Origin of the sequence: Ornithinimicrobium humiphilum, from assembly GCF_006716885.1 — a bacterium.
GTDB lineage: Bacteria > Actinomycetota > Actinomycetes > Actinomycetales > Dermatophilaceae > Ornithinicoccus > Ornithinicoccus humiphilus.
In genome coordinates this window covers 2,294,145-2,317,483 of the sequence record NZ_VFPU01000001.1, presented here as the reverse complement: position 1 = coordinate 2,317,483, position 23,339 = coordinate 2,294,145, and the positions used below count along the sequence as shown (strand labels likewise).

General features: G+C 74.5%; 23 protein-coding genes. 18 read left to right on the top strand and 5 right to left on the bottom strand.

The features are described from left to right. Positions 1-168: 168 nt before the first annotated feature. The 10 genes from FB476_RS10875 (at position 169) to mutM (ending at position 9,436) form a co-directional block, all read left to right on the top strand. Positions 169-1,926 carry a DAK2 domain-containing protein gene (locus FB476_RS10875; protein ID WP_141818769.1) on the top strand — a complete coding sequence of 586 codons (1,758 nt, stop codon included), beginning with the start codon at positions 169-171 and terminating at the stop codon, positions 1,924-1,926. Further along, positions 1,926-4,211, top strand: coding sequence for an ATP-dependent DNA helicase RecG (locus FB476_RS10870; protein WP_141818768.1), 2,286 nt, complete (start codon positions 1,926-1,928; stop codon positions 4,209-4,211). Before FB476_RS10875 ends, FB476_RS10870 begins: the two co-directional genes overlap by 1 nt. Positions 4,212-4,218: 7 nt before the next feature. After that, positions 4,219-4,800 (top strand): 16S rRNA (guanine(966)-N(2))-methyltransferase RsmD, encoded by a 582-nt coding sequence (gene rsmD / locus FB476_RS10865; protein ID WP_141818767.1) that lies wholly within the window; start codon positions 4,219-4,221, stop codon positions 4,798-4,800. 114 nt (positions 4,801-4,914) lie between these two features. Further along, complete coding sequence (locus FB476_RS10860; protein ID WP_141818766.1) at positions 4,915-5,652, top strand: class I SAM-dependent methyltransferase; 738 nt, start codon at positions 4,915-4,917, stop codon at positions 5,650-5,652. Positions 5,653-5,710: 58 nt separating this feature from the next. Beyond that, a complete protein-coding gene (locus FB476_RS10855; protein ID WP_141818765.1) occupies positions 5,711-6,268 on the top strand; it encodes a hemerythrin domain-containing protein in 558 nt (185 codons plus the stop codon). A gap of 38 nt (positions 6,269-6,306) precedes the next feature. Continuing rightward, complete coding sequence (coaD, locus tag FB476_RS10850; protein WP_141818764.1) at positions 6,307-6,795, top strand: pantetheine-phosphate adenylyltransferase; 489 nt, start codon at positions 6,307-6,309, stop codon at positions 6,793-6,795. Positions 6,796-6,945: 150 nt separating this feature from the next. Beyond that, positions 6,946-7,551, top strand: a complete 606-nt coding sequence (locus tag FB476_RS10845) for a YceD family protein (RefSeq protein ID WP_141818763.1) — start codon at positions 6,946-6,948, stop codon at positions 7,549-7,551. A gap of 1 nt (position 7,552) precedes the next feature. Continuing rightward, positions 7,553-7,747 carry a 50S ribosomal protein L32 gene (rpmF, locus tag FB476_RS10840; RefSeq protein ID WP_022920602.1) on the top strand — a complete coding sequence of 65 codons (195 nt, stop codon included), beginning with the start codon at positions 7,553-7,555 and terminating at the stop codon, positions 7,745-7,747. A 16-nt stretch (positions 7,748-7,763) separates the two neighbouring features. Continuing rightward, on the top strand, positions 7,764-8,525 hold the full coding sequence (rnc, locus tag FB476_RS10835; protein WP_141818762.1) for a ribonuclease III: 762 nt from the start codon (positions 7,764-7,766) through the stop codon (positions 8,523-8,525). 5 nt (positions 8,526-8,530) lie between these two features. Next, complete coding sequence (gene mutM, locus FB476_RS10830) at positions 8,531-9,436, top strand: bifunctional DNA-formamidopyrimidine glycosylase/DNA-(apurinic or apyrimidinic site) lyase (RefSeq protein ID WP_141818761.1); 906 nt, start codon at positions 8,531-8,533, stop codon at positions 9,434-9,436. Here mutM and FB476_RS10825 read toward each other — a convergent pair. Further along, positions 9,433-10,452 carry a Gfo/Idh/MocA family protein gene (locus FB476_RS10825; protein WP_141818760.1) on the bottom strand — a complete coding sequence of 340 codons (1,020 nt, stop codon included), beginning with the start codon at positions 10,450-10,452 and terminating at the stop codon, positions 9,433-9,435. The genes mutM and FB476_RS10825 overlap by 4 nt on opposite strands. A 24-nt stretch (positions 10,453-10,476) precedes the next feature. On the opposite strand from FB476_RS10825, the gene FB476_RS10820 reads away from it, so the two are divergent. Next, positions 10,477-10,758, top strand: a complete 282-nt coding sequence (locus FB476_RS10820) for an acylphosphatase (protein WP_141818759.1) — start codon at positions 10,477-10,479, stop codon at positions 10,756-10,758. Here the strand turns inward: FB476_RS10820 and FB476_RS10815 are convergent. From FB476_RS10815 to FB476_RS16490, 3 genes are all read right to left on the bottom strand, one after another. Continuing rightward, positions 10,755-11,447, bottom strand: coding sequence for a helix-turn-helix transcriptional regulator (locus FB476_RS10815; RefSeq protein ID WP_141818758.1), 693 nt, complete (start codon positions 11,445-11,447; stop codon positions 10,755-10,757). The two genes, FB476_RS10820 and FB476_RS10815, sit on opposite strands and share 4 nt — an antisense overlap. Positions 11,448-11,596: 149 nt before the next feature. Beyond that, positions 11,597-12,073 (bottom strand): helix-turn-helix transcriptional regulator, encoded by a 477-nt coding sequence (locus tag FB476_RS10810; protein WP_141818757.1) that lies wholly within the window; start codon positions 12,071-12,073, stop codon positions 11,597-11,599. 171 nt (positions 12,074-12,244) lie between these two features. Continuing rightward, a complete protein-coding gene (locus FB476_RS16490; RefSeq protein ID WP_170233600.1) occupies positions 12,245-12,394 on the bottom strand; it encodes a hypothetical protein in 150 nt (49 codons plus the stop codon). Between the two features lie 182 nt (positions 12,395-12,576). Here FB476_RS16490 and smc point away from each other — a divergent pair, with 182 nt between their 5' ends. The 5 genes from smc to ftsY all read left to right on the top strand — a co-directional run bounded on the left by smc (position 12,577) and on the right by ftsY (position 19,100). After that, on the top strand, positions 12,577-16,224 hold the full coding sequence (gene smc, locus FB476_RS10805; RefSeq protein WP_141818756.1) for a chromosome segregation protein SMC: 3,648 nt from the start codon (positions 12,577-12,579) through the stop codon (positions 16,222-16,224). Beyond that, complete coding sequence (locus FB476_RS10800) at positions 16,221-16,745, top strand: tetratricopeptide repeat protein (RefSeq protein ID WP_141818755.1); 525 nt, start codon at positions 16,221-16,223, stop codon at positions 16,743-16,745. The genes smc and FB476_RS10800 overlap by 4 nt, the downstream gene beginning before the upstream one ends. Beyond that, on the top strand, positions 16,742-17,392 hold the full coding sequence (locus FB476_RS10795; RefSeq protein ID WP_202876961.1) for a pyridoxamine 5'-phosphate oxidase family protein: 651 nt from the start codon (positions 16,742-16,744) through the stop codon (positions 17,390-17,392). The genes FB476_RS10800 and FB476_RS10795 overlap by 4 nt, the downstream gene beginning before the upstream one ends. 133 nt (positions 17,393-17,525) lie before the next feature. Further along, positions 17,526-17,837, top strand: coding sequence for a hypothetical protein (locus FB476_RS10790; RefSeq protein WP_141818754.1), 312 nt, complete (start codon positions 17,526-17,528; stop codon positions 17,835-17,837). Positions 17,838-17,915: 78 nt separating this feature from the next. Then, entirely contained in the window at positions 17,916-19,100 is a 1,185-nt protein-coding gene (gene ftsY, locus FB476_RS10785) for a signal recognition particle-docking protein FtsY (RefSeq protein WP_141818753.1), read from the top strand. Positions 19,101-19,486: 386 nt separating this feature from the next. On the opposite strand, the gene FB476_RS10780 is transcribed toward ftsY, so the two are convergent. After that, positions 19,487-20,419, bottom strand: coding sequence for an oxygenase MpaB family protein (locus tag FB476_RS10780; protein ID WP_238329670.1), 933 nt, complete (start codon positions 20,417-20,419; stop codon positions 19,487-19,489). Between the two features lie 82 nt (positions 20,420-20,501). Here FB476_RS10780 and ffh point away from each other — a divergent pair, with 82 nt between their 5' ends. Then, positions 20,502-22,145 (top strand): signal recognition particle protein, encoded by a 1,644-nt coding sequence (gene ffh / locus FB476_RS10775; RefSeq protein WP_141818751.1) that lies wholly within the window; start codon positions 20,502-20,504, stop codon positions 22,143-22,145. A 93-nt stretch (positions 22,146-22,238) separates the two neighbouring features. After that, positions 22,239-23,288 (top strand): LLM class flavin-dependent oxidoreductase, encoded by a 1,050-nt coding sequence (locus tag FB476_RS10770; RefSeq protein ID WP_141818750.1) that lies wholly within the window; start codon positions 22,239-22,241, stop codon positions 23,286-23,288. The last annotated feature ends 51 nt before the right edge of the window (positions 23,289-23,339 follow it).

Below are 23,339 nucleotides of genomic sequence, written 5' to 3'. Positions count from 1 at the left end.
CGCCAGGCAACCTCGCAAGCGTACCGGACCTGCGGGCGGGCGCCCAAATCAGCCCCGTCCACGCCCGCTCGGCGGGCTCCTCCACATCCCCGAGGAGGTGGCGACGACGCGTGGACATGCGTCGGGGACGACGGTCCGGACGTGCACGGTCAGGGATAGGTTAGGGCCGTGCCCCGCCCTGTCCTCGACCTCGTCACCGCCCGTCGGTGGGCCATGACGGCACGCATCCTGCTGGCGGGGGCGCGGGAGCGGATCGACGCGCTCAACGTCTTCCCGGTCGCCGACGGCGACACCGGCACCAACATGTACCTGACCATGGACGGGGCCCTGGAGTTCCTGCGCGGGCAGTTCGAGCTGGGCGCGGGCACCGAGAGCCTCGACGAGGGGCTGGCGCTCATCTCCCGCGGCATGCTCCTGTCGGCCCGCGGCAACTCCGGCGTGATCCTCTCGCAGCTGACCCGGGGCCTGTCCGACTCCGTCGGCCCCGACGTCGAGGCCGCCGGCCCCGAGGACCTCGCCGCCGCCTTCGAGACCGCCGCCCGCACCGCGTGGGACGCCGTCGCCGCGCCCGTCGAGGGCACGATCCTGTCGGTGGCCCGGGCCGCCGCCGAGGGAGCCCGCGCCGCGGTCGACCGGGGCCGCCCGCTCTACGGCGACGACGAGCCGCTCGACACCCTGCACGTCGTCCGCGAGGCGCTGGAGGCCGCACGGCAGGCGCTGGCGCACACCCCCGAGCAGCTCCCGGCCCTGCGTGCCGCGGGCGTGGTGGACGCCGGGGGAGCGGGGCTGGTCCTGGTCATCGAGGCGCTGGAGGCGGTCCTCGAGGACCGTCCGCACCGTCCCGCCGGCGACCTGCCCACCTGGTGGGAGGTGCAGCCCCGCCCCGCGGCCGTCGCCGACGGCACGCGCGCCTGCACGGAGGAGGACGCCGACCTCGGCGCGGGCAGCATCGAGGTCATGTACCTCCTCACCGCCAGCGACGAGGACCGCGCCGCCCGGCTCCGCGCCCACCTCACGCGGCTCGGCACCTCGGTCGTGGTCGCCGGCGGCCCCGAGGACTACCGCGTGCACGTCCACCTCGACGACCCCCGGCTCGCCGTCGAGGCCGGCGCCATGGCCGGCACCGTCGAGGACGTCCGGCTGACCTCGTTGGCCGACGGCAGCCGCCTCGACCCCCTGCCGGGCCCCGCCGGGCCGGGCTCCGGGCGGTCGCCCCACCAGGAGGCGCTCGCCGCCGCGACCCTGCCGTCCGACGAGGGCAGCACCGCCCTGGGTGTCGTGGCCTGCGGTCTGGGGGAGGGTGTGGCGCGCCTGCTGACCAGGGCCGGCGCCCAGGTCGTCCCGTCGGGCCCGCGGCGCCGGGCCTCCGCGGGCCAGCTGCTCGCGGCCGTCTGGGCCAGCGGTGCCCCGCGCGTGATCCTGCTCCCCAACGACGGCGACACCGTCATGGTGGCGATGGCCGCGGCCGAGGCGGCCGCCCGCGAGGGCGTCGTCGTCGACGTCGTGCCCACCCGCACGCTCGTGCAGGGGCTCGCGGCGCTCGCCGTGCTCGACCCCGAGGGCGACCCCGACGAGGTCGTGCCGGCGATGACCGCCGCCGCCGAGGGGGTGCGGCCCGGGGCACTGACCCAGGCCGAGCGCACCGCGGACACCCCCGCCGGCCCCGTCCGCCCCGGGCAGTGGATCGGCATCGTGGACCACGACATCGTCACGGTCGGCGACGAGCTCGAGCCGGTCGCCACCACGGTGCTCGACCTGCTCTGGCACGACGGGGCCGAGGTGCTCACCGTCCTCGACGGCGCCGACGCCCGCGACGGTGCCCTGGACCCCGTGCTCGACGCCCTGCTCGCCCGCCACCCGGGGGCCGAGGTGACGCGGATCGAGGGCGGGCAGCCGACCTACCCCTACCTGCTGGGGGTGGAGTGATGGCGGTCGACCTCGACACCCGCCTGCGCACCGTCGTCGGTGCCGCCGCGGCCAAGCTCGAGAAGGCCAGGGGCTTCACCACGGTCCGCGACCTGCTCGACTTCCTGCCCCGCACCTACCTCGACCCCGCGCGGCCCGCCGCCTTCCGCGACCTGCCGCAGGGCGAGGACGTCGTCGTGGTCGGCACGGTCCGGTCGGCCACCACCCGGCAGATGAAGAGCCGACGTGGACGGCTGCTCGTCGTCGACGTGGAGGACGAGGCCGGCGGCGGCACCCTCCAGCTGACCTTCTTCAAGCCCTTCGGCCACCAGGACCGCCTGGTCCCCGGAGCGCGCGTCGTCTGCTCGGGGCAGATCACCACCTACGGCCGGCAGCTGCAGCTGACCCATCCCGACTACGCCGTGCTCAACGACCCGACCGGCTCGTCCTCGGGCGGCTGGCTGCTGGGCGGCCTGGTCCCCGTCTACCCGGCGACGCCCAAGGTGTCGCCGATCGTCCACGGCGACCTCCTCGACCTGGTGCTGCACGCGATCGTCGACCTGCCCGACCCGCTGCCCGAGGAGGTGCGCCGCGAGCACGACCTGCCCGACCTGCTCGAGGCCTACCGGATGGCTCACCGGCCGCAGACCGAGGCCGAGGCGCGGCGGGGGAGGTGGCGCCTGAAGTTCCAGGAGGCCTTCGTGGTGCAGGCCGCGCTCGCCCGGGCGCGCCTGGCCAGCGACGCCGTCCCCGCGGTCCCGCGCGAGCCGGTGGAGGGCGGGCTCCTCGACGCCCTGCTCGAGCGGTTGTCGTTCGAGCTGACCGCGGGCCAGCAGGAGGTGCTCGCCGAGCTGCGCGCCGACCTGGCCCGCCCCGTGCCGATGCACCGGCTGCTGCAGGGCGAGGTCGGCTCCGGCAAGACCGTGCTGGCCCTGCTGGCGATGCTCGCGGTGGTCGACGGCGGCGCCCAGGCCGCGCTGCTCGCCCCGACCGAGGTGCTGGCGGCCCAGCACCACCGCGCCATCTGCGCGATGCTCGGCCCGCTCGCCGAGGGCGGCCTGCTCGGCGGCGCCGACAACGGCACCCGCGTCGCGCTCCTCACCGGCAGCCAGTCCGCGGCCGAGCGTCGCACCAACCTGCTGGCCGCCGCCTCGGGGGAGGCGGGGATCGTCGTCGGCACCCACGCCCTCATCCAGGAGCACGTGCAGCTCGCCGACCTCGGGCTGGTCGTCGTCGACGAGCAGCACCGCTTCGGGGTCGAGCAGCGCAACGCCCTGCGCGACAAGGCCGGCACCGCCCCGCACGTGCTCGTCATGACCGCGACCCCGATCCCGAGGACGGTGGCCATGACCGTCTACGGCGACATGACCACCTCCACGCTGCGCGAGCTGCCCCGCGGCCGCCAGCCGATCAGCACGCACGTCGTCACCGCCGATCGCCCCGGTTGGCTGCAGCGCACCTGGGAGCGCGTGGCCGAGGAGGTGCGCGGCGGCGGCCAGGTGTATGTCGTGTGCCCCCGGATCGGCGAGGAGGACGACCCCGACCTGCCGGGTGCCGACACCGTCGGTCCTGGCGGGCCCACCGACGTCCGCCCACCGGTGGCGCCGCAGGGCGAGGAGGCCGACGACCTGCTGTCCTCCGCCGTCGACCCGGATCCGGACGCCGAGGAGGTGGGCTCCGCGGCGGGGCCGTCGCTGCACGGCGTGCACCAGGTGGTGCGGGCGCTCAGGGCGCTGCCGTCGACCCGCGACCTCCGGATCGAGGCCCTCCACGGGCGGATGAGCGGCGACGAGAAGGACGACGTCATGCGGCGCTTCGCCGCCGGCGAGGTCGACCTGCTGGTCGCCACCACCGTCATCGAGGTCGGCGTGGACGTCGCGGACGCCACGACGATGGTCGTGCTGGACGCCGACCGCTTCGGCATCTCCCAGCTGCACCAGCTGCGTGGCCGCGTCGGCCGTGGCGGTCGCCCCGGCCTGTGCCTGCTCGTCACGCAGGGCGGCTCCGGCGACGAGGGGGCCGTGACGCGGCTCGACCACGTCGCCTCGACCACCGACGGCTTCGAGCTGGCGCGCCTCGACCTGGAGACCCGCCGCGAGGGCGACGTGCTCGGCGCCAGCCAGAGCGGCGGCCGCAGCGGGTTGCGCTTCCTGCGCCTGGCCCGCGACGAGGAGCTCATCGTCACCGCCCACGCGGCCGCCTGGTCCGCCGTCGAGGCCGACCCCGACCTCACCGGCAACCCGGCACTGCGCCGCGAGCTCGACCAGCTCGACGCCGAGCGCGCCGCCTTCCTGGAGCGGGGGTGAGCAGGCCGTGACCCGCATCATCGCCGGCCGCGCCGGGGGCAGGAGCATCGCCACCCCGCGCGGCGCCAGCACCCGGCCCACGACCGACCGGGTCCGCGAGGCCGTCTTCTCCCGCCTCGAGGCCCTCATCGACCTCGACGACACGCGGGTGCTCGACCTCTACGCCGGGTCGGGGGCGCTCGGGCTCGAGGCGGTCTCCCGCGGGGCGGCCCACCTCCTGGCGGTGGAGAAGCACCGGCCCACGGCCGCGCTCGTGCAGCGCAACGCGGCCGACCTCGGCTTCACCTCCTCCGTCGAGGTGCGCAACGCCTCCGTCGCGAGGGTGCTGGAGGGCGGCCCCGGCGAGGGCGGCGGCTACCACGTCGTCTTCCTCGACCCGCCCTACCCGTTGCCCGAGGCCGAGCTCGGCACCGTCCTCGAGCTGCTCGTCTCCCAGGGCTGGCTCGACCCCGAGGCGGTCGTCGTCGTCGAGCGCAGCGCGCGCTCGCCGGAGCCCGCCTGGCCGGAGGGGATGGAGCATCTCGGCACCCGGTCCTACGGCGAGACGGCCGTGCACGTGGCCGAGCCGGCACGGCATACCGAGGACTGATCGGGGCCGGCCCGGCCCCGCTGGTGACGGCATGAGGGAGCCGGAGACCCGGGAGGAGCCGCGATCCCGGAAAAGCGTTCGGTGACCGACCCCGTGACTTCCTAGGGTGGCGGGATGCCGGACGCGATCTTCGACCACCCCCGGGTCGCCGCCGTCCTCGACGCGCTCGACCCCGACCGCAGCGACCTGGACACCTACGTGGACCTGGCCCGACGGCTGGGAGCGGCCGACGTGCTGGACGTGGGCTGCGGCACGGGGATCCTCGCCTGCCGGCTCGCCGCCCTCGGGGTGCGGGTCACCGGCGTCGACCCCGCCGCGGCGTCGGTCGCCGTGGGCCGAGGCAAGCCGCACGCCGACCCGGTGACCTGGATCGTCGGGACCGCGCCGGACCTCCTCGCCCTCCCGGACCAGGAGGGGCGCTACGACCTGGCGACCATGACCGCCAACGTGGCGCAGGTGTTCCTGGAGGACGACGAGTGGCTGGCGACGCTCCGCGCGGTCCGGACCTGCCTGCGGTCCGGCGGGACGCTGGCGTTCGAGTCGCGCGTGCCCGCCGACCGCGCCTGGGAGCGCTGGACCGAGCAGCTCACCCGGCAGGTCGTGGACGTCGAGGGGGAGGGACCGGTCGAGGACTGGGTCGACGTCGTCTCCGTCGAGGGAGACCTCGTGACGTTCGCGTCGCCGACGATCTTCCACGCCGACGGGGAGCGGATCGACTCGGTGTCCACGCTGCGCTTCCGCCCGGAGGAGGAGCTGCGGCGGTCGGTGCTCGCCGCCGGCTTCGCCGAGGTGTCCGTCCAGGACCTGCCCTCCGCGCCGGGGAAGGGCGGGCTCGTCCTCGCCCGGGCCTGACCCGCCGCCGCACCCCGTCCGACGTGCGGCGACGTGCCCCCGGTGCCACGATCGCCCCATGACCGACTACGTGATCCCCCGGCCCGTCTCCGGCGACGTCGTGGACCTCATCCTCGAGGACCACCGCCTCTTCGAGTCCCTCATGCGCGAGATGCGCGACAGCACCGCCGACCGCGCGGCCGCGCGCCAGGCCTTCGCCGACGTCCTCGTGGCGCACGGGGAGGCCGAGGAGAGCCACGTCTACCCCCGGCTGGTGAAGAAGACCGAGGGCGTGGGGGAGCACGAGGCCCACCACGGCGAGGAGGAGCACGCCGAGATCAACGAGGCCCTCCTGGCCCTGATGGAGTGCAAGGGCACCGACACCCAGAAGTTCGACGACGCCGTCGAGGAGATGAACGAGGTCCTCCAGCACCACATCACCGAGGAGGAGCTGACGATCCTCAACCCGGCGCGCGAGGAGGTGCCCGAGGAGGAGCGGGCGGCGCTCGGCGAGGCCTTCCTCAAGGCCCGCAGCGAGCACCTCGACGCCGGTGCGGGCTCGATCGAGAACGTCCGTCGGATCGTGCAGGAGGCTCACGAGGAGGGCCTCCTGCCGGCCGACGACGAGGAGGAGTAGGCGACCGGGCGGGACCGGCGCCCACTAGGCTCGCCGCCATGACGCGTCCCACCCGCCGCTGCGTGTGCCCCGGCTCCTTCGACCCGGTCACCAACGGCCACCTCGACGTCATCGCCCGCGCGACCGCGCTCTTCGACGAGGTCGTCGTCGCGATCCTCCACAACCCGGCCAAGCGGGGGACCTTCCCCGTGGAGCGCCGGATGGAGCTGGTCCGCGAGGCGCTGCCGTCGGACCTCGCGGACCGGGTGCGCGTGGAGGCCTTCGCCGACCGGCTGCTCGTCGACGTCTGCCGCGACCTCGACGCCGGCGCCATCGTCAAGGGGCTGCGGGGCGGCACGGACTTCGCCTACGAGCTGCCGATGGCGCGCATGAACCGCCACCTCACCGGCGTCGAGACGGTCTTCCTGCCCGGCGACCCGGGGCTCGAGCACGTGTCCAGCTCCCTGGTCAAGGAGGTGCACCGCTACGGCGGCGACATCTCGGGCCTGGTGCCCGACGGGGTGCTGGCGGCGCTGCGCGCGCTCTGAGCGTCCGACGTCCAGCGGCACCGCCGGACCTCGGTTTGAGTCGGGGGCGGTCGAGCAGATAGTCTGATGCGTCGGTTTGTGTCCTTGCTGCGTCTCGCCCCGGGCACCGACCGTCCCCACCGACACGAGTGCACAAGGATGAGAACAGTCATGGCTGCTGCCGAGCTGGAGAGCCCCTGGGTGGTCGACACCCGGGAGCTGGTCCGGCGACCCGGCTCCATGCGTGAGCTCTCCCGCACCGTGTCGGCGCCCGAGCGCATCGGGACCGACGTCATCGCGATCCAGGCCGACCACACGGTCGAGATGGAGCTGCGGCTGGAGTCGGTCGTCGAGGGCGTGCTGGTGACGGGGACGGTGCAGGCCGAGGCGAGCGGGCTGTGCGTGCGGTGCCTGGACGACGTCGGGGAGACCCTCGAGGTCTTCTTCCAGGAGCTGTTCGCCTATCCCGAGCGGGCGTCCCACCACTCCGCGGTGGCGGCATCCCACAAGGGCGGCAAGGACCAGCAGACCGACGAGGAGGAGCAGCACGTGCTCGACGGCGACCTCATGGATCTCGAGGAGATCGTGAGGGACGCCGTGGTCACCGCGCTGCCCTTCCAGCCGGTGTGCCAGGACGACTGTCCGGGTCTGTGCTCCGAGTGCGGAGCACGCCTGGCTGACGACCCGGACCACCACCACGACGTGATCGACCCCAGGTGGTCGGCGCTCGCCTCGCTGAGCGTCCCGACCGACGACGACGAGAAGAAGAGGAACTGACGTGGCCGTCCCCAAGCGGAAGATGTCGCGCTCCAACACCCGCAGCCGCCGGGCCAACTGGAAGGCCGCGCCCATCGCGCTGTCGACCTGCCCGCAGTGCGGCTCCGTGCGCACCCCGCACCAGGCCTGCACCTCCTGCGGCACCTACGCCGGCCGGCACTACGCCGCTGCCGAGCGCACCGAGCACCAGGACTGAGCGCGGCTCCCGCAGCATGCGTCCTGCGAACGAGCTCAACGACTACCTGGAGGGGGTCGTCGGGCAGCGTGTCGACGAGGCGCTGCTGCTGCGTGCCCTGACCCACCGCTCCTACTCCTACGAGAACGACGGGCTGCCCCACAACGAGCGCCTGGAGTTCCTCGGGGATGCGGTCCTCGGGATCGTCGTCACCGACACGCTCTACCGTGAGCACCCCGACCTGCCGGAGGGCAAGCTCGCCAAGCTGCGGGCCGCCGTCGTCAACTCCAGAGCTCTCGCCGAGGTCGCCCGGGTCATCGACCTGGGCGACTTCGTGCTGCTCGGGAAGGGTGAGGAGACGACCGGCGGCCGCAACAAGGCGTCGATCCTGGCCGACACCACCGAGGCCGTCATCGGGTGCGTCTACCTGTCGGCCGGCCTGCCCGCCGCCGGCACCTTCGTGCACCACCTGCTCGACCCGCTCATGCGGCGCAGCGCGGCGCTCGGAGCCGCCCTCGACTGGAAGACCAGCCTCCAGGAGATGGCCGCCGACAGCGCGCTGGGCAGCCCGACCTACGAGGTCGAGTCGGAGGGTCCCGACCACGACAAGACCTTCACCGCCGTCGTCGTCGTCGACGGCCGGACCCTCGGCACCGGGGTGGGACGCTCCAAGAAGGGTGCCGAGCAGCAGGCCGCCGAGAACGCCTGGCGCGCGCTGAGCGAGGCGGTGGGGGTGACGGAGACCGACGGCTCCGAGGCCACCGAGGACACCTCGGACGCACCGGCCTCGAGCGTCTGAGGCCGGTGCCCGAGCTTCCCGAGGTCGAGGTCGTCCGCCGGGGCCTGCAGGACCACGTCCTGGGCCGGACGATCAGCCGGGCCGTGCTCACCGGGGCGCGCGTCGCGCGTCGGCACGCGGCCGGCCCGGCCGACCTCGCCGCCCGCGTGGCGGGCAGCCGGGTCGTCGACGTCGACCGCCGCGGCAAGTACCTCTGGTTGGTCCTGGACCCACCGGCCGACGACCCGCACGCCCTCGTCGTCCACCTCGGCATGAGCGGCCAGCTGCTCGTCGAGGACGCCGCGGCGCCGCGGGAGAAGCACCTGCACGCCGCCTTCGACTTCGCCGACGACGGCCCGCAGCTGCGCTTCGTCGACCAGCGCACCTTCGGCGGCCTCGCCCTCACCGGGCTCCTCCCGGACCGGCGCGGCGACGCCGGCCACCCGCACGGCATACCGGAGCCGGTGCTGCACATCGCCCCCGACCCGCTCGAGCCCGCCTTCGACCGGGCAGCGACGGTGAAGCGGGTGCGCGGCAAGGACAGCGAGATCAAGCGGGTGCTGCTGGACCAGACGGTGGTCAGCGGCGTCGGCAACATCTACGCCGACGAGGCGCTGTGGCGCGCGCAGGTCCACGGCCGCCGCACCGCGTCGGCGCTCACCGGACCGACGGTCGGCCGGGTCCTCGACCACGCCGCGGAGGTGATGCGCGAGGCGCTCGCGCAGGGCGGCACGAGCTTCGACGAGCTCTACGTCAACGTCAACGGCGCCAGCGGCTACTTCGACCGCTCGCTCGCGGCCTACGGCCAGACCGGCCGCCCCTGCCCGCGCTGCGGCACCCTCATCGCGCGCGAGCAGTTCGTCAACCGCTCCTCGCACTTCTGCCCGCGCTGCCAGCCGCGACCGCGGCCGCGGCGCACCCTGCCGCGCTAGGCGCGCAGCGGCTCGTCCTCCTGCGGGTAGCGCACGCCGATCTCGCGGCGCACGCTCTCCAGCACCGTCATGACCGCGATCGTGTCGTCGTGGGGGACCAGGGGCGACTCGACCAGCCCCTCGCGCAGGCAACGGTGCACCTCCTCGACCTCGTGCGCGAAGCCGCGCCGCTCGGCCGAGACGTGCTCCTCGTCCTCGCCGGGGCGGTGCACGGTGAAGGACTCCGGGTCGTTGACCGGGCCGTGCACCTCGATCCAGCCCGCGGTGCCACGCAGCACGGTGCGGGAGGCGCCGTGGCTGCGCGAGTCGCACAGCACCTGCACGAGGGCGCCCGAGTCGGTGTGCCACTGCAGCGCCACCTGGTCGTCGGCGCCGGTCGGCACGGTGCTCCCGAGCACCTGCACGTCGGTGGGGTGGCCGGCGAGCAGGTGGGCCAGGGTCACGGGGTAGACGCCGAGGTCCATCAGCGCCCCGCCGCCGTTGGCGAGGTCGAACAGCCGGTTGGTCTCGTCGTAGGGGAAGGGCACGGTGAAGGCCGCGGCGAAGGAGCGCAGCGCCCCGATGTCGCCGCGCGCGACCCGGGCGTGCAGCTCGCGCACGACGGGCAGGCAGCGTGTCCACATCGCCTCCATCGCGAACAGCCCGCGGGCGCGGGCCCGGTCCAGCACCGCCTCGGTGTCGGCGACGGTGAGCGCGAACGGCTTCTCCACGAGGACGTGCTTGCCGACGTCGAGGCACGCGAGAGCCTGGGCCGCGTGGAAGGGGTGGGTGGAGGAGACGTAGACGACGTCGACCTCCGGATCGGCGCCCAGCTCGGCGTAGGAGCCGTAGGACCGGGGTATGCCGTGCTCCTCGGCGAAGACCCGCGCGCGCTCGCCGTCCCGGGCGGCCACGGCGACGACCTCGCCGCCGTCCACGGAGGCGATGGCGTGGGCCATGGCCGAGGCGATGCGTCCGGCGGCCAGCAGGCCCCAGCGGATCGGGCGGTCGGGGACGGGCGGGTATGCCGTGCTCACGCCCCCACCGTAATGTTCTGGGCCATGGAGCGGGTAGTGGTCTTCGTCCGGGGTCGCGTCCAGGGCGTGGGCTTCCGCTGGTGGACCCGTGCCCGCGCGCTGGAGCTCGGCCTCGTCGGGCACGCGCGCAACCTGCCCGACGGCCGCGTGGAGGTCTGCGCCCAGGGGGCGACCGAGGCGGTCGACGCCCTCGTCGCGCTGCTGGGGGAGCAGCCCTCCACTCGCTCGCGCCCCGGCCACGTCGACGGCATCACGGTGCAGCGGCACGCCCCCCGGGAGGGGCTGGAAGGCTTCGTCGAGCGCTAGAGGGGCAGCGTCCCGGCGCGGGGTGCCAGCCCGTGCTCGATGCCCCACCGGACCGCCTCGGAGCGGCGGGTCAGACCGGCCTTGCGGTAGGCGTTGCGGATGTAGGACTTCACCGTGTTGGGCGACAGCCCGGTCCGCGTGACGATGTCGTCGTTGGTCAGCCCGAGGCTGATCATCCGCAGGACGTCGCTCTCGCGGGGCGAGAGACCGGGCTCGGCACCGGGCCACCGCCGCTCGGCGCCGATGCGGCCCTCCGGGCAGGTCGCCGACTCGAGGGCCTGCACGAGCTCCACCGCGGAGGAGCCCAGGTCGACCGATCCCGCGCAGCCACCGGCGATCGCGCGCCGCAGCTGCCCGGGCGGGAGCTGCCGGCCGTAGAGGAGCACGGCCGCCGTGCCGGGATGTGCCGCCACCCGCAGGGCCGCGCAGACGCAGGCCCCCGGGCCGACGAGCAGGACGTCGGCGTGCGCGGTCCCGGCGGAAGCGAGGTCCACGCCCGTCGTGCGGACCCGGCGGGAGTAGGGGGTCAGCCGGGCGGCGACGCCCATCCGGATGACGGGGGAGTCGCTGGCGACGGCGACCTCGAGGGGGCGTTGCCGGCTCTCGGCAGCGCGCGGGGCGACGTCGTCGGGGCGACGTCGTCGAGGGTCCTCGGCCGCGCTCGGCGGCTCCGCGATCAGGATGGTCATACGGTCTCCTGCCGGCTGGTGTGCACGTGGTGGGAGGCGCGGAGGCACCTCACCACTTTCCATAGGACCACGCCGGGGGCGTGGGGCCTAGTGCCGTACGCGCACGCTCCGGCCCGGTTCGCGCAACGTGGCGGACCCCGCCGGTCGGCTCAGCCGCGCAGGGTGCGGCTCGGCGGCTGCGCGTAGACCTGCTGGTAGTGCGCGGCGAACCGGCTCGAGCTCAGGAAGCCCCACCGGGCGGCGGCGGCGACCGTCGTCTCCTCGGGACTGCTGCGGAGCAGGTCGCGGTGCGCCTGCTCCAGCCGGGCGCGGCGCAGGTAGGCCGAGGGGGTGGTCCCCAGATGGCGCTGGAAGGCGAGCTGGAGGGTGCGGACGCTCACCGCGGCCGCGTCGGCGAGCGAGAGGTCCCGGTCGAGGTGGCCGTCGATGTGGGCCAGGGCGCGCCGCAGCGCGCGGGGGTGGGCGTCGGCGCTGTCGCGCCGGAGGTCCGGGGGCCGGTAGGTGCTCGGGAAGGTGGCCAGCGCGGTGGCCGCGAGCAGGCGGGACGCGGCGGCGTCCAGGAGCGGGGTGCCTCCTGCACCGCCGCACGACCCTGACTGCGGAGCAGGGCGACCGTCGCCCGCCAACGCCCCGCCGCGGCGGAGGACATCGGGGCGGCGCCAGTGAACCGGACCTCGCCGTCGCGGTCGCCGCCCGCGAGCTCGAGGAGCCCCTCGTGCGGGAGCTGGACGACGTCGACCACGGTCCTGTGGTGCTCGACGGCGAAGGGGATGCCCTGCTGGGCGGTGAGGCAGACGTCACCGGGGAGGTAGCAGGCTGTGCAGCTGCATCCGGCTCGCGCCGGGGTCGGTGGGGAGCAGGCGCATGGCGCCCTGGTACTGGCGGGAGAGCGCGTCCTCGACCGCCTCGACGCCCACGACCTCCAGGTCGTCCTGCCGCGTCCGCACCTCCTCGCGCGCGAACCACCGTCGGTCCTCGGCGCAGGTCCGATCCTGCGGGCACCGCTGACCTCGTCCCGACTGTAGCGCCGGGTTGGGGCGCGACGCGGGTGCGCCTGCCAGGACGGGAGCGCGCCCGCCGGTATCGTGACGGCACCAGCACCGTCGCCGACCGATAGAAGCCTGCCCGCGTGTACGTCAAGAGCCTGACCCTCAAGGGGTTCAAGTCGTTCGCCTCCGCGACGACGATGCGCCTCGAGCCGGGCATCACCTGCATCGTGGGACCCAACGGCTCGGGCAAGTCCAACGTGGTCGACGCGCTCGCGTGGGTGATGGGCGAGCAGGGGGCCAAGAGCCTGCGCGGCGGCAAGATGGAGGACGTCATCTTCGCCGGCACCTCCGGGCGCCAGCCGCTGGGTCGCGCCGAGGTGTCGATGACCATCGACAACACCGACGGTGCGCTGCCGATCGACTACACCGAGGTGACGATCACCCGGACGATGTTCCGCTCCGGCGGCTCGGAGTACGCCATCAACGGCACCTCGTGCCGGCTGCTCGACGTGCAGGAGCTGCTCTCCGACTCCGGCATCGGCAAGGAGATGCACGTCATCGTCGGGCAGGGCCAGCTCGACAGCGTGCTGCGGGCCACCCCCGAGGAGCGGCGCGGCTTCATCGAGGAGGCCGCCGGCGTCCTCAAGCACCGCAAGCGCAAGGAGCGGGCCCTCCGCAAGCTCGAGTCGATGGAGGGCAACCTCACCCGCCTCGCCGACCTCACCGCGGAGATCCGCCGCCAGCTCGGGCCGCTGGGTCGCCAGGCCGAGACGGCCCGGCGGGCCGCCACCATCCAGGCCGACGTGCGCGACGCCCGGCTGCGGCTGCTGGCCGACGACCTCGTCCAGCTCACCAGCGCCCTCGAGCAGGAGATCGCCGACGAGCAGGCGCTCGTCCGGCGCCGCACCGAGGTCGCCGAGGCCGTCGAGGCGGCCGACCGCACCGTCGCCGAGCTCGAGCGGGAGCGGGCCGAGGCCGCGCCCGCCCTCACCGAGGTCCAGGACCGCTGGTACACCCTGTCCTCCTCGCTGGAGCGGATGCGCGCCCTGCGCGACCTGGCCCGCGAGCGGGTGCGGCTGCTCGGCGCCGAGGAGGAGGAGACCCGCGAGGGCTCCGGAGGGGCCGGCCGCGACCCCGAGCGGCTCCGCGCTCAGGCCGAGCAGGTCCGTGCCGAGGAGGCCGAGCTGCAGGCGCGGGTCGCCGATCTCGCGCGTGCGCTGGAGGAGGCCGAGGAGGAGCGGGTCGCCGCCGAGCGGGCCCACGCCGAGGAGCAGAACCGGCTGCAGCGCCTCGCCCGGGCCGCCGCCGACCGCCGCGAGGGCCTGGCCCGGCTCGCCGGCCAGGTCGCGGCCCGACGCTCGCGCATCGAGGCGGGGGAGGGCGAGATCCAGCGGCTGGAGGCCAGCGCCGCCGCCGCGCTGGAGCGGGCCGCCCGCGCCGAGCGGGAGTTCGCCGCCCTCGAGGCGACGGTGCTGGACGTGGAGGAGGGCGAGGAGGGCCTCGACGCCGAGTACGAAGCGGCCGAGGAGGCCCGCGCCGCGGCCGAGGCCGAGGTCGTGCGGCTGGGCGAGGAGCTGCGCGCGGCGCAGGCCGAGCAGGCCACGCTGTCGGCGCGCGTCGAGGCGTTGTCCCTGAGCCTGCGCCGCACCGACGGCGCGAGCGCGCTGCTCGGGGCCGACGACGTCACCGGCCTGCACGGCACCCTCACCGGTCAGGTGCAGGTCGAGCCGGGCCGCGAGGCCGCGGTCGCCGCGGCCCTCGGCTGGGCGGGGGAGGCGCTCGTCGTCGAGGGTCTCGAGCCCGCGCGCGGCGCCCTGTCCTGGCTGCGCGAGCACGACCAGGGGCGGGCCGGCCTGCTCGTGCCCGGCATCGCCCCGGAGGTCGACCGCTCGGGCTGGCCGTCCCTCCCGGGGTATGCCGTGTGGGCCGCCGACGCCGTGCGCGTCGCCGACGAGGGCCTTGCCCGGGCCGTGACGGGGCTGCTGTCGCGGGTGGCGCTCGTGGAGACCTCCGACGAGGCGGTGCGTCTGGTCTCCGAGGTCGCGGACGTCACCGCGGTGACCGCCGACGGCGACGTCTACGGCCCAGGGTGGGTCCGGGGCGGGTCCAGCGCCGCGCCGAGCCTGCTGGAGCTGCAGTCCGCCCTCGACGAGGCGAAGGCCGGTGTCGAGGCCGCCACCGCGCTCGCCGAGCGGCTGACCTTCGCGCTCAAGGGAGCGCGGACCACGCTGGAGGAGGCCGAGCGCCGCGCCGACACCGCGATGGACGCCCTGCACGACTCCGACGCCCGGATGACCGCGGTCGCGGAGCAGCTCGCCCAGCTGGGCCAGACCATGCGCGCCGCGCGCTCGGAGCACGAGCGCACCACCGCCGCCGTCACGACCGCGCGCGCGGGCCTGGAGACGACCCGCACCGAGCTCGCCGAGCTCGAGCAGCGGCTCGCCGACGCCGAGTCGACGGCCTCGGAGGTCACGGTCGAGCCGGACACCTCCGAGCGGGAGCGCCTGGCCGAGGCCGCGGCCCGGGCCCGCACCGCCGAGACCGAGGCCCGGCTGTCGCTGCGCACCGCCGAGGAGCGCGCCCGCGCCCTCTCCGGCCGGGCCGAGTCGCTGGAGGCCGCCGCCCGCAACGAGCTCGCGGCGCGTGAGCGGGCCGCCCGCCGTCGGGCCCGCCGGGCCGAGGAGCGCCGGGTGGCCGAGGCCGTGGCGACCGGTGCGGCATACCTCGCCGAACGGGTAGAGACCCTGGTCGCGGTGGCCTCGAGGGAGCGCGAGAGCCTGCGCGAGGAGCAGGCCCGCCGCGACGAGCAGCTCGCGGCCGCCCGGTCCCGCGCCTCCGGCCTCGCCACCGAGCTGCGCGAGCTCACCGACTCCGTGCACGCCGACGAGATCGCCCGCGCCGAGCAGCGGCTGCGCATCGAGGCGCTGCAGACCCGGGCCGTCGAGGAGCTGGGCGTCGACCCCGAGACGTTGGTCGAGGAGTACGGCCCCCACCAGCCGATCCCGGCCATCCCCGAGCCCGGCCAGGACCCCGACGACCTGCCCGAGCCGCAGCCATTCGTGCGTGACGTCCAGGAGAAGCGGCTGCGGTCGGCCGAGCGCAAGCTCGCCCAGCTCGGCCGGGTCAACCCGCTGGCGCTGGAGGAGTTCGCCGCGCTCGAGGAACGCCATACCTTCCTCACCGAGCAGCTCGAGGACCTGCGGCGCTCCAAGGCCGACCTGCTCGAGATCGTCAAGGAGGTCGACGAGCGCGTCGAGCGCGTGTTCACCGAGGCCTTCCACGACACCGCGGCGCAGTTCGAGCGGGTCTTCGCGCGGCTCTTCCCCGGCGGCGAGGGCCGCATCACCCTCACCGACCCCGACAACATGCTGACGACCGGCATCGAGGTCGAGGCGCGGCCGCCCGGCAAGAAGATCAAGCGGCTCTCGCTGCTCTCCGGCGGAGAGCGCTCGCTGACCGCGGTCGCGCTGCTGGTGGCGATCTTCAAGGCCCGGCCGAGCCCCTTCTACATCATGGACGAGGTCGAGGCGGCGCTCGACGACACCAACCTCGGCCGCCTCATCACCCTCTTCGAGGAGCTGCGCGACTCCTCCCAGCTCATCGTCATCACCCACCAGAAGCGCACGATGGAGATCGCGGACGCGCTCTACGGCGTCTCGATGCGCGGCGACGGCGTCACCACGGTCGTCAGCCAGCGGGTGCGCGACGTGGCGCCGGCGGGGGCGAAGGGTCCGGGCGAGCCGGTCGGTGCCGGAGCGTCGGCCGGCCCCGGGGGCGCCCCCTCGTGATGCAGGTCTACGGCGGCGGCGAGTACCCCGCCTACGTCATCGACGACGACACTCTCCGCGAGGAGCTGCTCGACCCCGAGGAGGCCCGCGAGTGGTGCGAGGAGACACCCGACCACCCCGACGCCGTCTCCTTCTGGCGGATGCTGGGCGAGCTCGACCGCGCCCTCGTGGCCGGCGAGCGCGTGCTCCTCGACCGCGAGCCCGGCACCGTCGGCTGGGCCTCGGGCGCGGTGCGGCTGGCCCACGTGCACCACTGGCGCGAGGAGTATGCCGAGGCGCACGAGCTGCTCGACGCCGCCGAGGAGGTCTTCGCGACGGGGGAGGGTGCGCCGCTGCTCGCCTTCGTGCACCAGCACCGGGCCAAGGCGCTGCTCGACGAGGGCCGTCTCGAGGAGGCCGCCGACGCGGCGCGCCGCGCGCTCGCCCTGAGGACCGGCCGGGTCGGCGACGGCCTGCTCGCCTCCTCCCGCCAGACCCTGGCCCGCATCGAGCGGGCCCTCGCAGAACGGAGCACCCCGTGACCGCACCCCGCGCCATCCGCCGCCTGGGCGAGCGCTCCCGCTCCGAGCGGGACGACCTCGACGCCGTGCTCGACGCCGCATTCGTGGGCACCCTCTCGACCGTCGTCGACGGAGCCCCCTGGGTGGTGCCGATGCTCTACGCCCGGGATGGCGACCGGCTGCTCCTGCACGGCTCCACCGGTGCCGGGGCGCTCCGGCACGTGGCGGCCGGTGCACCCGCCGCGCTCAGCGTCGTCCACCTCGACGGCGTCGTCGTCGCGCACACCACCTTCGACTCCTCGGCGAACTACCGCTCGGCGGTCGTCTACGGCGAGCTCCGCCCGATCACCGACCCGGACGACAAGTGGGACGCCCTGACCAGGGTGTCCGAGGCCGTGCTGCCCGGCCGGGAGGCCGAGGTCCGGCCGATGACCGCCAGGGAGATCGCCGCCACCCAGGTGATGGAGCTGGCGATCCGCGACGGCGACTGGCTCGTCAAGGTCCGCACGGGCGGGCCGGGGGACCCCGACGAGCCGACCGAGGCCTGGACCGGCGTGGTGCCGCTGCGGGTCGTCGCCGACGAGCCGGTGCCCGACCAGCGCTCGGCCGAGCGGCCCGTGCCGGCCTCGGTGCGCGAGCGGGTCCGGAGGGGTGCAGGGGCCGTCTGATCCTGCGCCCGGGGCCGGGTGCGGCGACACGCCCGGGCGCGTGGAGGGGCGGGATCCTGTGACGTCGGTCGCGACCCGCTGACACGCCGCAGCCGATTCGTCGCGCGCGGCCCGGTGGCGTCACACTGGTGACATGCTCGCACTCATCCTGGCCATGCTCTTCTGCGTCGCGATCGGCGCGGGTGTCGTCGGCTACGTGATGGTCGAGGCCCGGCGCGAGGGCCGCGGCGACTTCTGGACGCCCGAGGGCGAGGAGCTCCTCGCCGGCGCCCGGCGCACCGGCGAGAAGGTGCGGAACCAGGGCGAACGCCTCGGGCGCACCGCCGCCGAGCGGACCCGTGACCTCAAGGCTCGACTGCCCGAGCGTCGCGCGGACCACGGCGGGGAGACCGCCCCGCGCGAGACCGACGCGCACAGCGGCGACGACTTCCGCGCCGCCAGCTGACCGCATACCCGACCTGCACCGGCCGAGGCCCCGCCCGGCCCGTCCGGTGCTGCCACCGAACTCTGGGAGACTGACCGCGTGGGACCGATCGATGAGCTCTGGGAGATCCTGACCCTCGTCACCGTGGTGGCGCTGGGCGGTCTCGCCGTCCTCGTGGCGCTGGTGCGCGGCGGCGGTGGCAAGACCAAGACCGCACCGCGACCGCCGCGCGTCGACGAGAAGGAACGCGCCGAGGAGCTGCCCTCGCCCGAGGCGCCGGCCGAGGTCGAGAACCGCGGCGGTGGTGTCGCGGTCGAGCCCGAGGTCGTCGAGCCCACGGCGCCCGAGGTCGAGCGCCCCGAGTCGGCCCGCGGCCGCCTCCAGCGCCTGCGCGCCCGGCTGGCCCGCTCCAACTCCGCCATCGGCAACGCGCTGCTCGCGGTGCTCTCGCGCGGTGGCCTGTCCGAGAGCGACTGGGAGGACGTCGAGGACACCCTGCTCGCCTCCGACCTGGGCGTCGAGGCCACCGAGGAGCTCGTCTCCTCGCTCCGCACGCAGGTCAAGGTCGACGGCACCACCGACCCCGAGCAGGTGCGGCGCTGGCTGCACGACGACCTGCTGCGGCTCGTCGACCCGACGATGGACCGTCGGATCGCCGCCAGCCGCGAGGGCGACCACCCCGCGGTGATCCTCGTCGTCGGCGTCAACGGCACCGGCAAGACGACGACCGTCGGCAAGCTCGGGCGCGTGCTCGTCGCCGAGGACAAGGACGTCGTGCTCGGTGCGGCCGACACCTTCCGCGCGGCGGCCGCCGACCAGCTGCAGACCTGGGGCGAGCGCGTCGGCGTGCCGACCGTCCGCTCCGACCGCGAGGGCGCCGACCCCGCGTCGGTCGCCTTCGAGGCCGCCAGGGCCGGCGTCGAGATGGAGGCCGACGTCGTCCTGATCGACACGGCTGGCCGGCTGCACACCAAGCGCGGCCTCATGGACGAGCTGGGCAAGATCAAGCGCGTCGTCGAGAAGGTCGCCCCCGTCAGCGAGGTGCTCCTCGTCCTCGACGCGACCACCGGCCAGAACGGCATGCGCCAGGCCGAGGAGTTCGCCCGCGAGGTCGACATCACCGGCATCGTGCTGACGAAGATGGACGGCACCGCCAAGGGCGGCATCGTCGTCAACGTCCAGCGCAAGCTCGGCGTCCCGGTCAAGCTCATCGGCCTGGGCGAGGGACCTGACGACCTGGCGCCCTTCGACCCGGAGGCCTTCGTCAGCGCCATCGTCGGCTGACGGGTTCGCGAGGACCCGCAGCGGAGCGAGGACCGGGGCCACCAGACAAGGTTGTGCCGCTGATGCGTCGTCGCTGACGTCGCCCGACCGGCACAACGTCGCCTCGGGCGGGGCGACCGGCGTCCGGCCGGCACAACCTTGCCTGCGGTCGCTCGTCCCTCGCTCGACACGCGATCTGCATCATCCGCGCACGCTCGAGCAGGGGCGGATGTCGCACTTCCGGTGTCGTCGTGCGCGCGCTCGGGAGTTGATGCGTCAGACAAGGTTGTGCCGCTGATGCGTCGTCGCTGACGTCGCCCGACCGGCACAACGTTGCCTCAGGCGGGGCGACCGGCGTCCGGCCGGCACGGCCTTGCCTCGCAAGCGCGCGGCAGCCGACGAGCCCCTCAGCGCGAGCGGTCGACGACCGCGGAGCTCTGGGGCGAGTTGCGCAGCTCGGAGGGGTCGGCGAGCGCCCACTCCACGACCCGCGTCCCGGCGATGCCGAGCGGGCCGGCGACGGCGCGCAACGCCATACCCTCGGCCGGGCGCAGCGGGCCGGGCAGCCGCAGGCCGAGCATCTCGCGGGCGTGATCGGGCAGGATCTCGACCGCGCCGGCGGCGAGCATCCAGAATCCGGGCCGGGCCGCCCATGGCAGCGGCGGCTCCTTGAGCAGGAAGCGCACGACGTCGAGCGCACCGGGTGTCGTCTCGAGCTCGGGGCGGTAGGAGTCGAGCACCCGCTGCAGGTCGGCGACCGTGTGGGGCGGGTCGGGGATGCCGAGGCGCGTGGCGACGTAGGCCGCCTGGTCGACGTAGGTGTCCGCCTCCTGCAGCGTCAGCGGGGTGCGCGACCAGCGCTGGTGCGCCACGAGGAAGCTGTCGATCTCCGCGACGTGCACCCACTCCAGCAGGTGCGGGTCGGTGGCGCGGTAGGGGCGGCCCTTCCGGTCGGTGCCCGAGACGGTCTCGTGCAGCCGGTTGATCCGGTCGATCAGCCGTTCGGCCTGCTCCACGGGCCCGAAGGTGGTCATCGCCAGGAACTCGCTCGTCCGCTGCAGCCGGCCCCACGGGTCGTCGCGGTAGCCGCTGTGCTCGCCGACGCCGGCCATCGCCAGCGGGTGCAGTGCCTGGAGCAGGAGGGCGCGCATGCCGCCGGCATACATCGCCGCGTGCCCCTGCACCCGGCAGATCGGGGCGTCGGGGGCGAACCGGCGCTCGCCCGGCGCCAGCCAGATCGCGTGGGCGCGCCGCTCGGCGTCGGGGCCGGCGACGCGGTCGCGCAGGGCCGTCGCCAGGCGGCTGCGCAGGCGGTCGGTCAGGGCGGGAGCGGCGGGCACGATCCCAGTATGCGGTGGGTCCGCCGGGTCGGGCTCGCGGAGGCGGCTGGGGGCTGGGCGCCCTGGCACGTATCCTTGCCGGGTGTTCACAAGCCTCTCCGACCGTCTGACGCTGACCTTCAAGAACCTCAAGCGCAAGGGCACCGTCACCGAGTCCGACCTCAACGCGACGATCCGCGACATCCGGCTCGCGCTGCTCGACGCCGACGTCGCGCTCCCGGTCGTGAAGCAGTTCACCCAGCGCATCCGCGACCGCGCGCTCGGCGCCGAGGTGCACCAGGCGCTCAACCCGGCCCAGCAGGTCGTCAAGATCGTCAACGAGGAGCTCGTCGAGATCCTCGGTGGCTCGACGCGCCGCCTCAACCTCGCCAAGAACCCGCCGACCGTGATCATGCTCGCGGGTCTGCAGGGTTCGGGCAAGACGACCTTTGCCGGCAAGCTGGCCCACCTGCTCAAGGGCGAGGGCCACACCCCGCTGCTCGTCGCGGCCGACCTCCAGCGCCCCAACGCCGTCACCCAGCTCGAGGTGGTCGGCGAGCGCGCCGGCGTGCCGGTCTTCGCGCCCGAGCGCGGCAACGTCTTCGGCCACGACGCCGCGCTGGAGTCCGGCGAGGGCACCCGCTCCTTCGGCGACCCGGTCGACGTCGCCGTCGAGGGCGTCGAGGAGGCCCGCCGCAAGGGCTACGACGTCGTCATCATCGACACCGCCGGCCGCCTGGCCGTCGACGTCGACCTCATGCGCCAGGCCAGCGACATCCGCATCGAGACCGGCGCCCACGAGGTGCTCTTCGTCATCGACGCGATGATCGGCCAGGCCGCGGTGGAGACCGCCAAGGCGTTCGCCGACGGCGTGGGCATCACGGGCTCGGTGCTGACCAAGCTCGACGGTGACGCCCGCGGTGGTGCGGCGCTCTCGGTGGCCACGGTCACGGGCCAGCCGATCCTCTTCGCCTCCACGGGCGAGGGCGTCAAGGACATCGAGACCTTCCACCCCGACCGGATGGCCTCGCGCATCCTCGACATGGGTGACGTGCTCACCCTGATCGAGCAGGCGGAGAAGGCCTTCGACCGGGCCCAGGCCGCGGAGATGACCCGCAAGTTCCTCGCCGACGAGGACTTCACCTTCGACGACTTCCTCGAGCAGATGGCCGCCATCAAGCGGATGGGCAGCCTCAAGCAGATGCTCGGCATGATGCCGGGCATGCAGGGCATGCGCGCCCAGCTCGACGCCCTCGACGAGCGGGAGTTCGACCGCGTCGAGGCGATGGTCCGCTCGATGACCCCCTTCGAGCGCAACCACCCCAAGCAGATCAACGGCTCGCGCCGCGCGCGCATCGCCCGCGGTTCGGGCGTCTCGGTCTCCGAGGTCAACCAGCTGCTCGAGCGCTTCGCCGACGCGCAGAAGATGATGCGCCAGCTCAAGAAGGGCGGCGGCATCCCCGGTATGCCGGGCATGCCCGGCATGGGCGGCGCCGGTGGCGGCAAGCGTGGAAAGCAGGCGCCCAAGAAGAAGGGCAAGTCGGGCAACCCGGCCAAGCGTGCGCAGCAGGAGCGGGAGGCCGCGCAGAAGGCGCAGGCCGCGCGCACCGCCTCGCTGGAGAACGCCTTCGGCGGCGCGGCCCTGGGTGCAGGTGCCGACCAGGGCGCCGGCGCCGGTGACGACGCGCTCGCCGGGCTCAAGCTGCCCCCGGGCTTCGAGAAGTTCCTGGACCAGGGCAAGAAGTAGGCCCGGACCCCAGCGGGCTGCCGCCGGGGGAGGGTCCGGCGGAATACGGCATACCGTAGAGTTGGTTGACACGTCAACGAACACGACGTGTCGATGTCGAGAGGAACGACCGTGACGGTAGAGCTGGGCCTGGACACCTTCGGCGACCTGACGCTGGACGACGACGGGGCTCCCGAGCCCGCCGCCCGCGTGATCCGCCACCTCGTCGACCAGGCGGTGCTGGCCGACTCGGTCGGCGTCGACTTCATCGGGGTGGGGGAGCACCACCGCCCCGACTTCGCGGTGAGCGCCCCGGACGTCGTCCTCGCGGGTATGGCGACGCGCACCAAGCGCATCCGGCTCGGCTCCGCGGTCACGGTGCTCAGCTCCGACGACCCGATCCGCGTCTTCGAGCGCTTCTCGACCATCGACGCCCTGTCCAACGGGCGCGCCGAGGTGGTGCTCGGCCGCGGGTCGTTCACGGAGTCCTTCCCGCTCTTCGGCTTCGACCTGCGCGACTACGAGGTCCTCTTCGCCGAGAAGCTCGACCTCTTCACGAAGCTCCTGGACGAGGGTCCGGTCAGCTGGCAGGGCTCGACCCGCCCGCCGCTCGTCGACCAGGAGGTCTGGCCCAGGACCGAGTCCGGGCGCCTGACCACCTGGATCGCGGTCGGCGGTTCGCCGCAGAGCGTCGTGCGCGCGGCCTCCTACCGGCTGCCGCTCATGCTGGCGATCATCGGCGGCCCGGCGCAGCGCTTCGCGCCCTTCGCCGACCTCTACCGTCGTGCCCTGGACGAGGCCGGCTCCCCGCACCTGCCCGTCGCGGTGCACTCGCCCGGCCACGTCGCCGAGACCGACGACCTCGCGCTGGAGCAGCTCTTCGGCCACTTCAAGGCCAATCGCGACCGGATCGGCGCCGAGCGCGGCTGGCCGCCCATGACCACGGACGAGTTCGTCTCCGAGGTCCGCTCCGGGGCGCTCTACGTGGGCTCGCCGGAGACGGTGGCGCGCAAGATCGCCTCGACCGTGCAGGCCCTGGGACTGTCGCGCTTCGACCTCAAGTACGCCAACGGGCCGATGCCGCACAGCCAGCTGATGCGCTCGATCGAGCTCTACGGCACGCAGGTCGTCCCCCGCGTCCGCGAGCTGCTCGCCGAGGGCTGACGTCCCGGCGAGGGGACGGGCCTGCTCGCGAGGCGACCTGTCGGCGGTGCG

Bases quoted from the DNA above. Each gene is read 5' to 3' on its own strand.
- FB476_RS10870 (WP_141818768.1), top strand. From the start codon at position 1,926: ATGGCGGTCGACCTCGACACCCGCCTGCGCACCGTCGTCGGTGCCGCC.
- FB476_RS10860 (WP_141818766.1), top strand. From the start codon at position 4,915: ATGCCGGACGCGATCTTCGACCACCCCCGGGTCGCCGCCGTCCTCGAC.
- FB476_RS10855 (WP_141818765.1), top strand. From the start codon at position 5,711: ATGACCGACTACGTGATCCCCCGGCCCGTCTCCGGCGACGTCGTGGAC.
- coaD (WP_141818764.1), top strand. From the start codon at position 6,307: ATGACGCGTCCCACCCGCCGCTGCGTGTGCCCCGGCTCCTTCGACCCG.
- FB476_RS10845 (WP_141818763.1), top strand. From the start codon at position 6,946: ATGGCTGCTGCCGAGCTGGAGAGCCCCTGGGTGGTCGACACCCGGGAG.
- rnc (WP_141818762.1), top strand. From the start codon at position 7,764: ATGCGTCCTGCGAACGAGCTCAACGACTACCTGGAGGGGGTCGTCGGG.
- FB476_RS10820 (WP_141818759.1), top strand. From the start codon at position 10,477: ATGGAGCGGGTAGTGGTCTTCGTCCGGGGTCGCGTCCAGGGCGTGGGC.
- FB476_RS10815 (WP_141818758.1), bottom strand. From the start codon at position 11,447: ATGACCATCCTGATCGCGGAGCCGCCGAGCGCGGCCGAGGACCCTCGA.
- FB476_RS10790 (WP_141818754.1), top strand. From the start codon at position 17,526: ATGCTCGCACTCATCCTGGCCATGCTCTTCTGCGTCGCGATCGGCGCG.
- FB476_RS10770 (WP_141818750.1), top strand. From the start codon at position 22,239: ATGTCGAGAGGAACGACCGTGACGGTAGAGCTGGGCCTGGACACCTTC.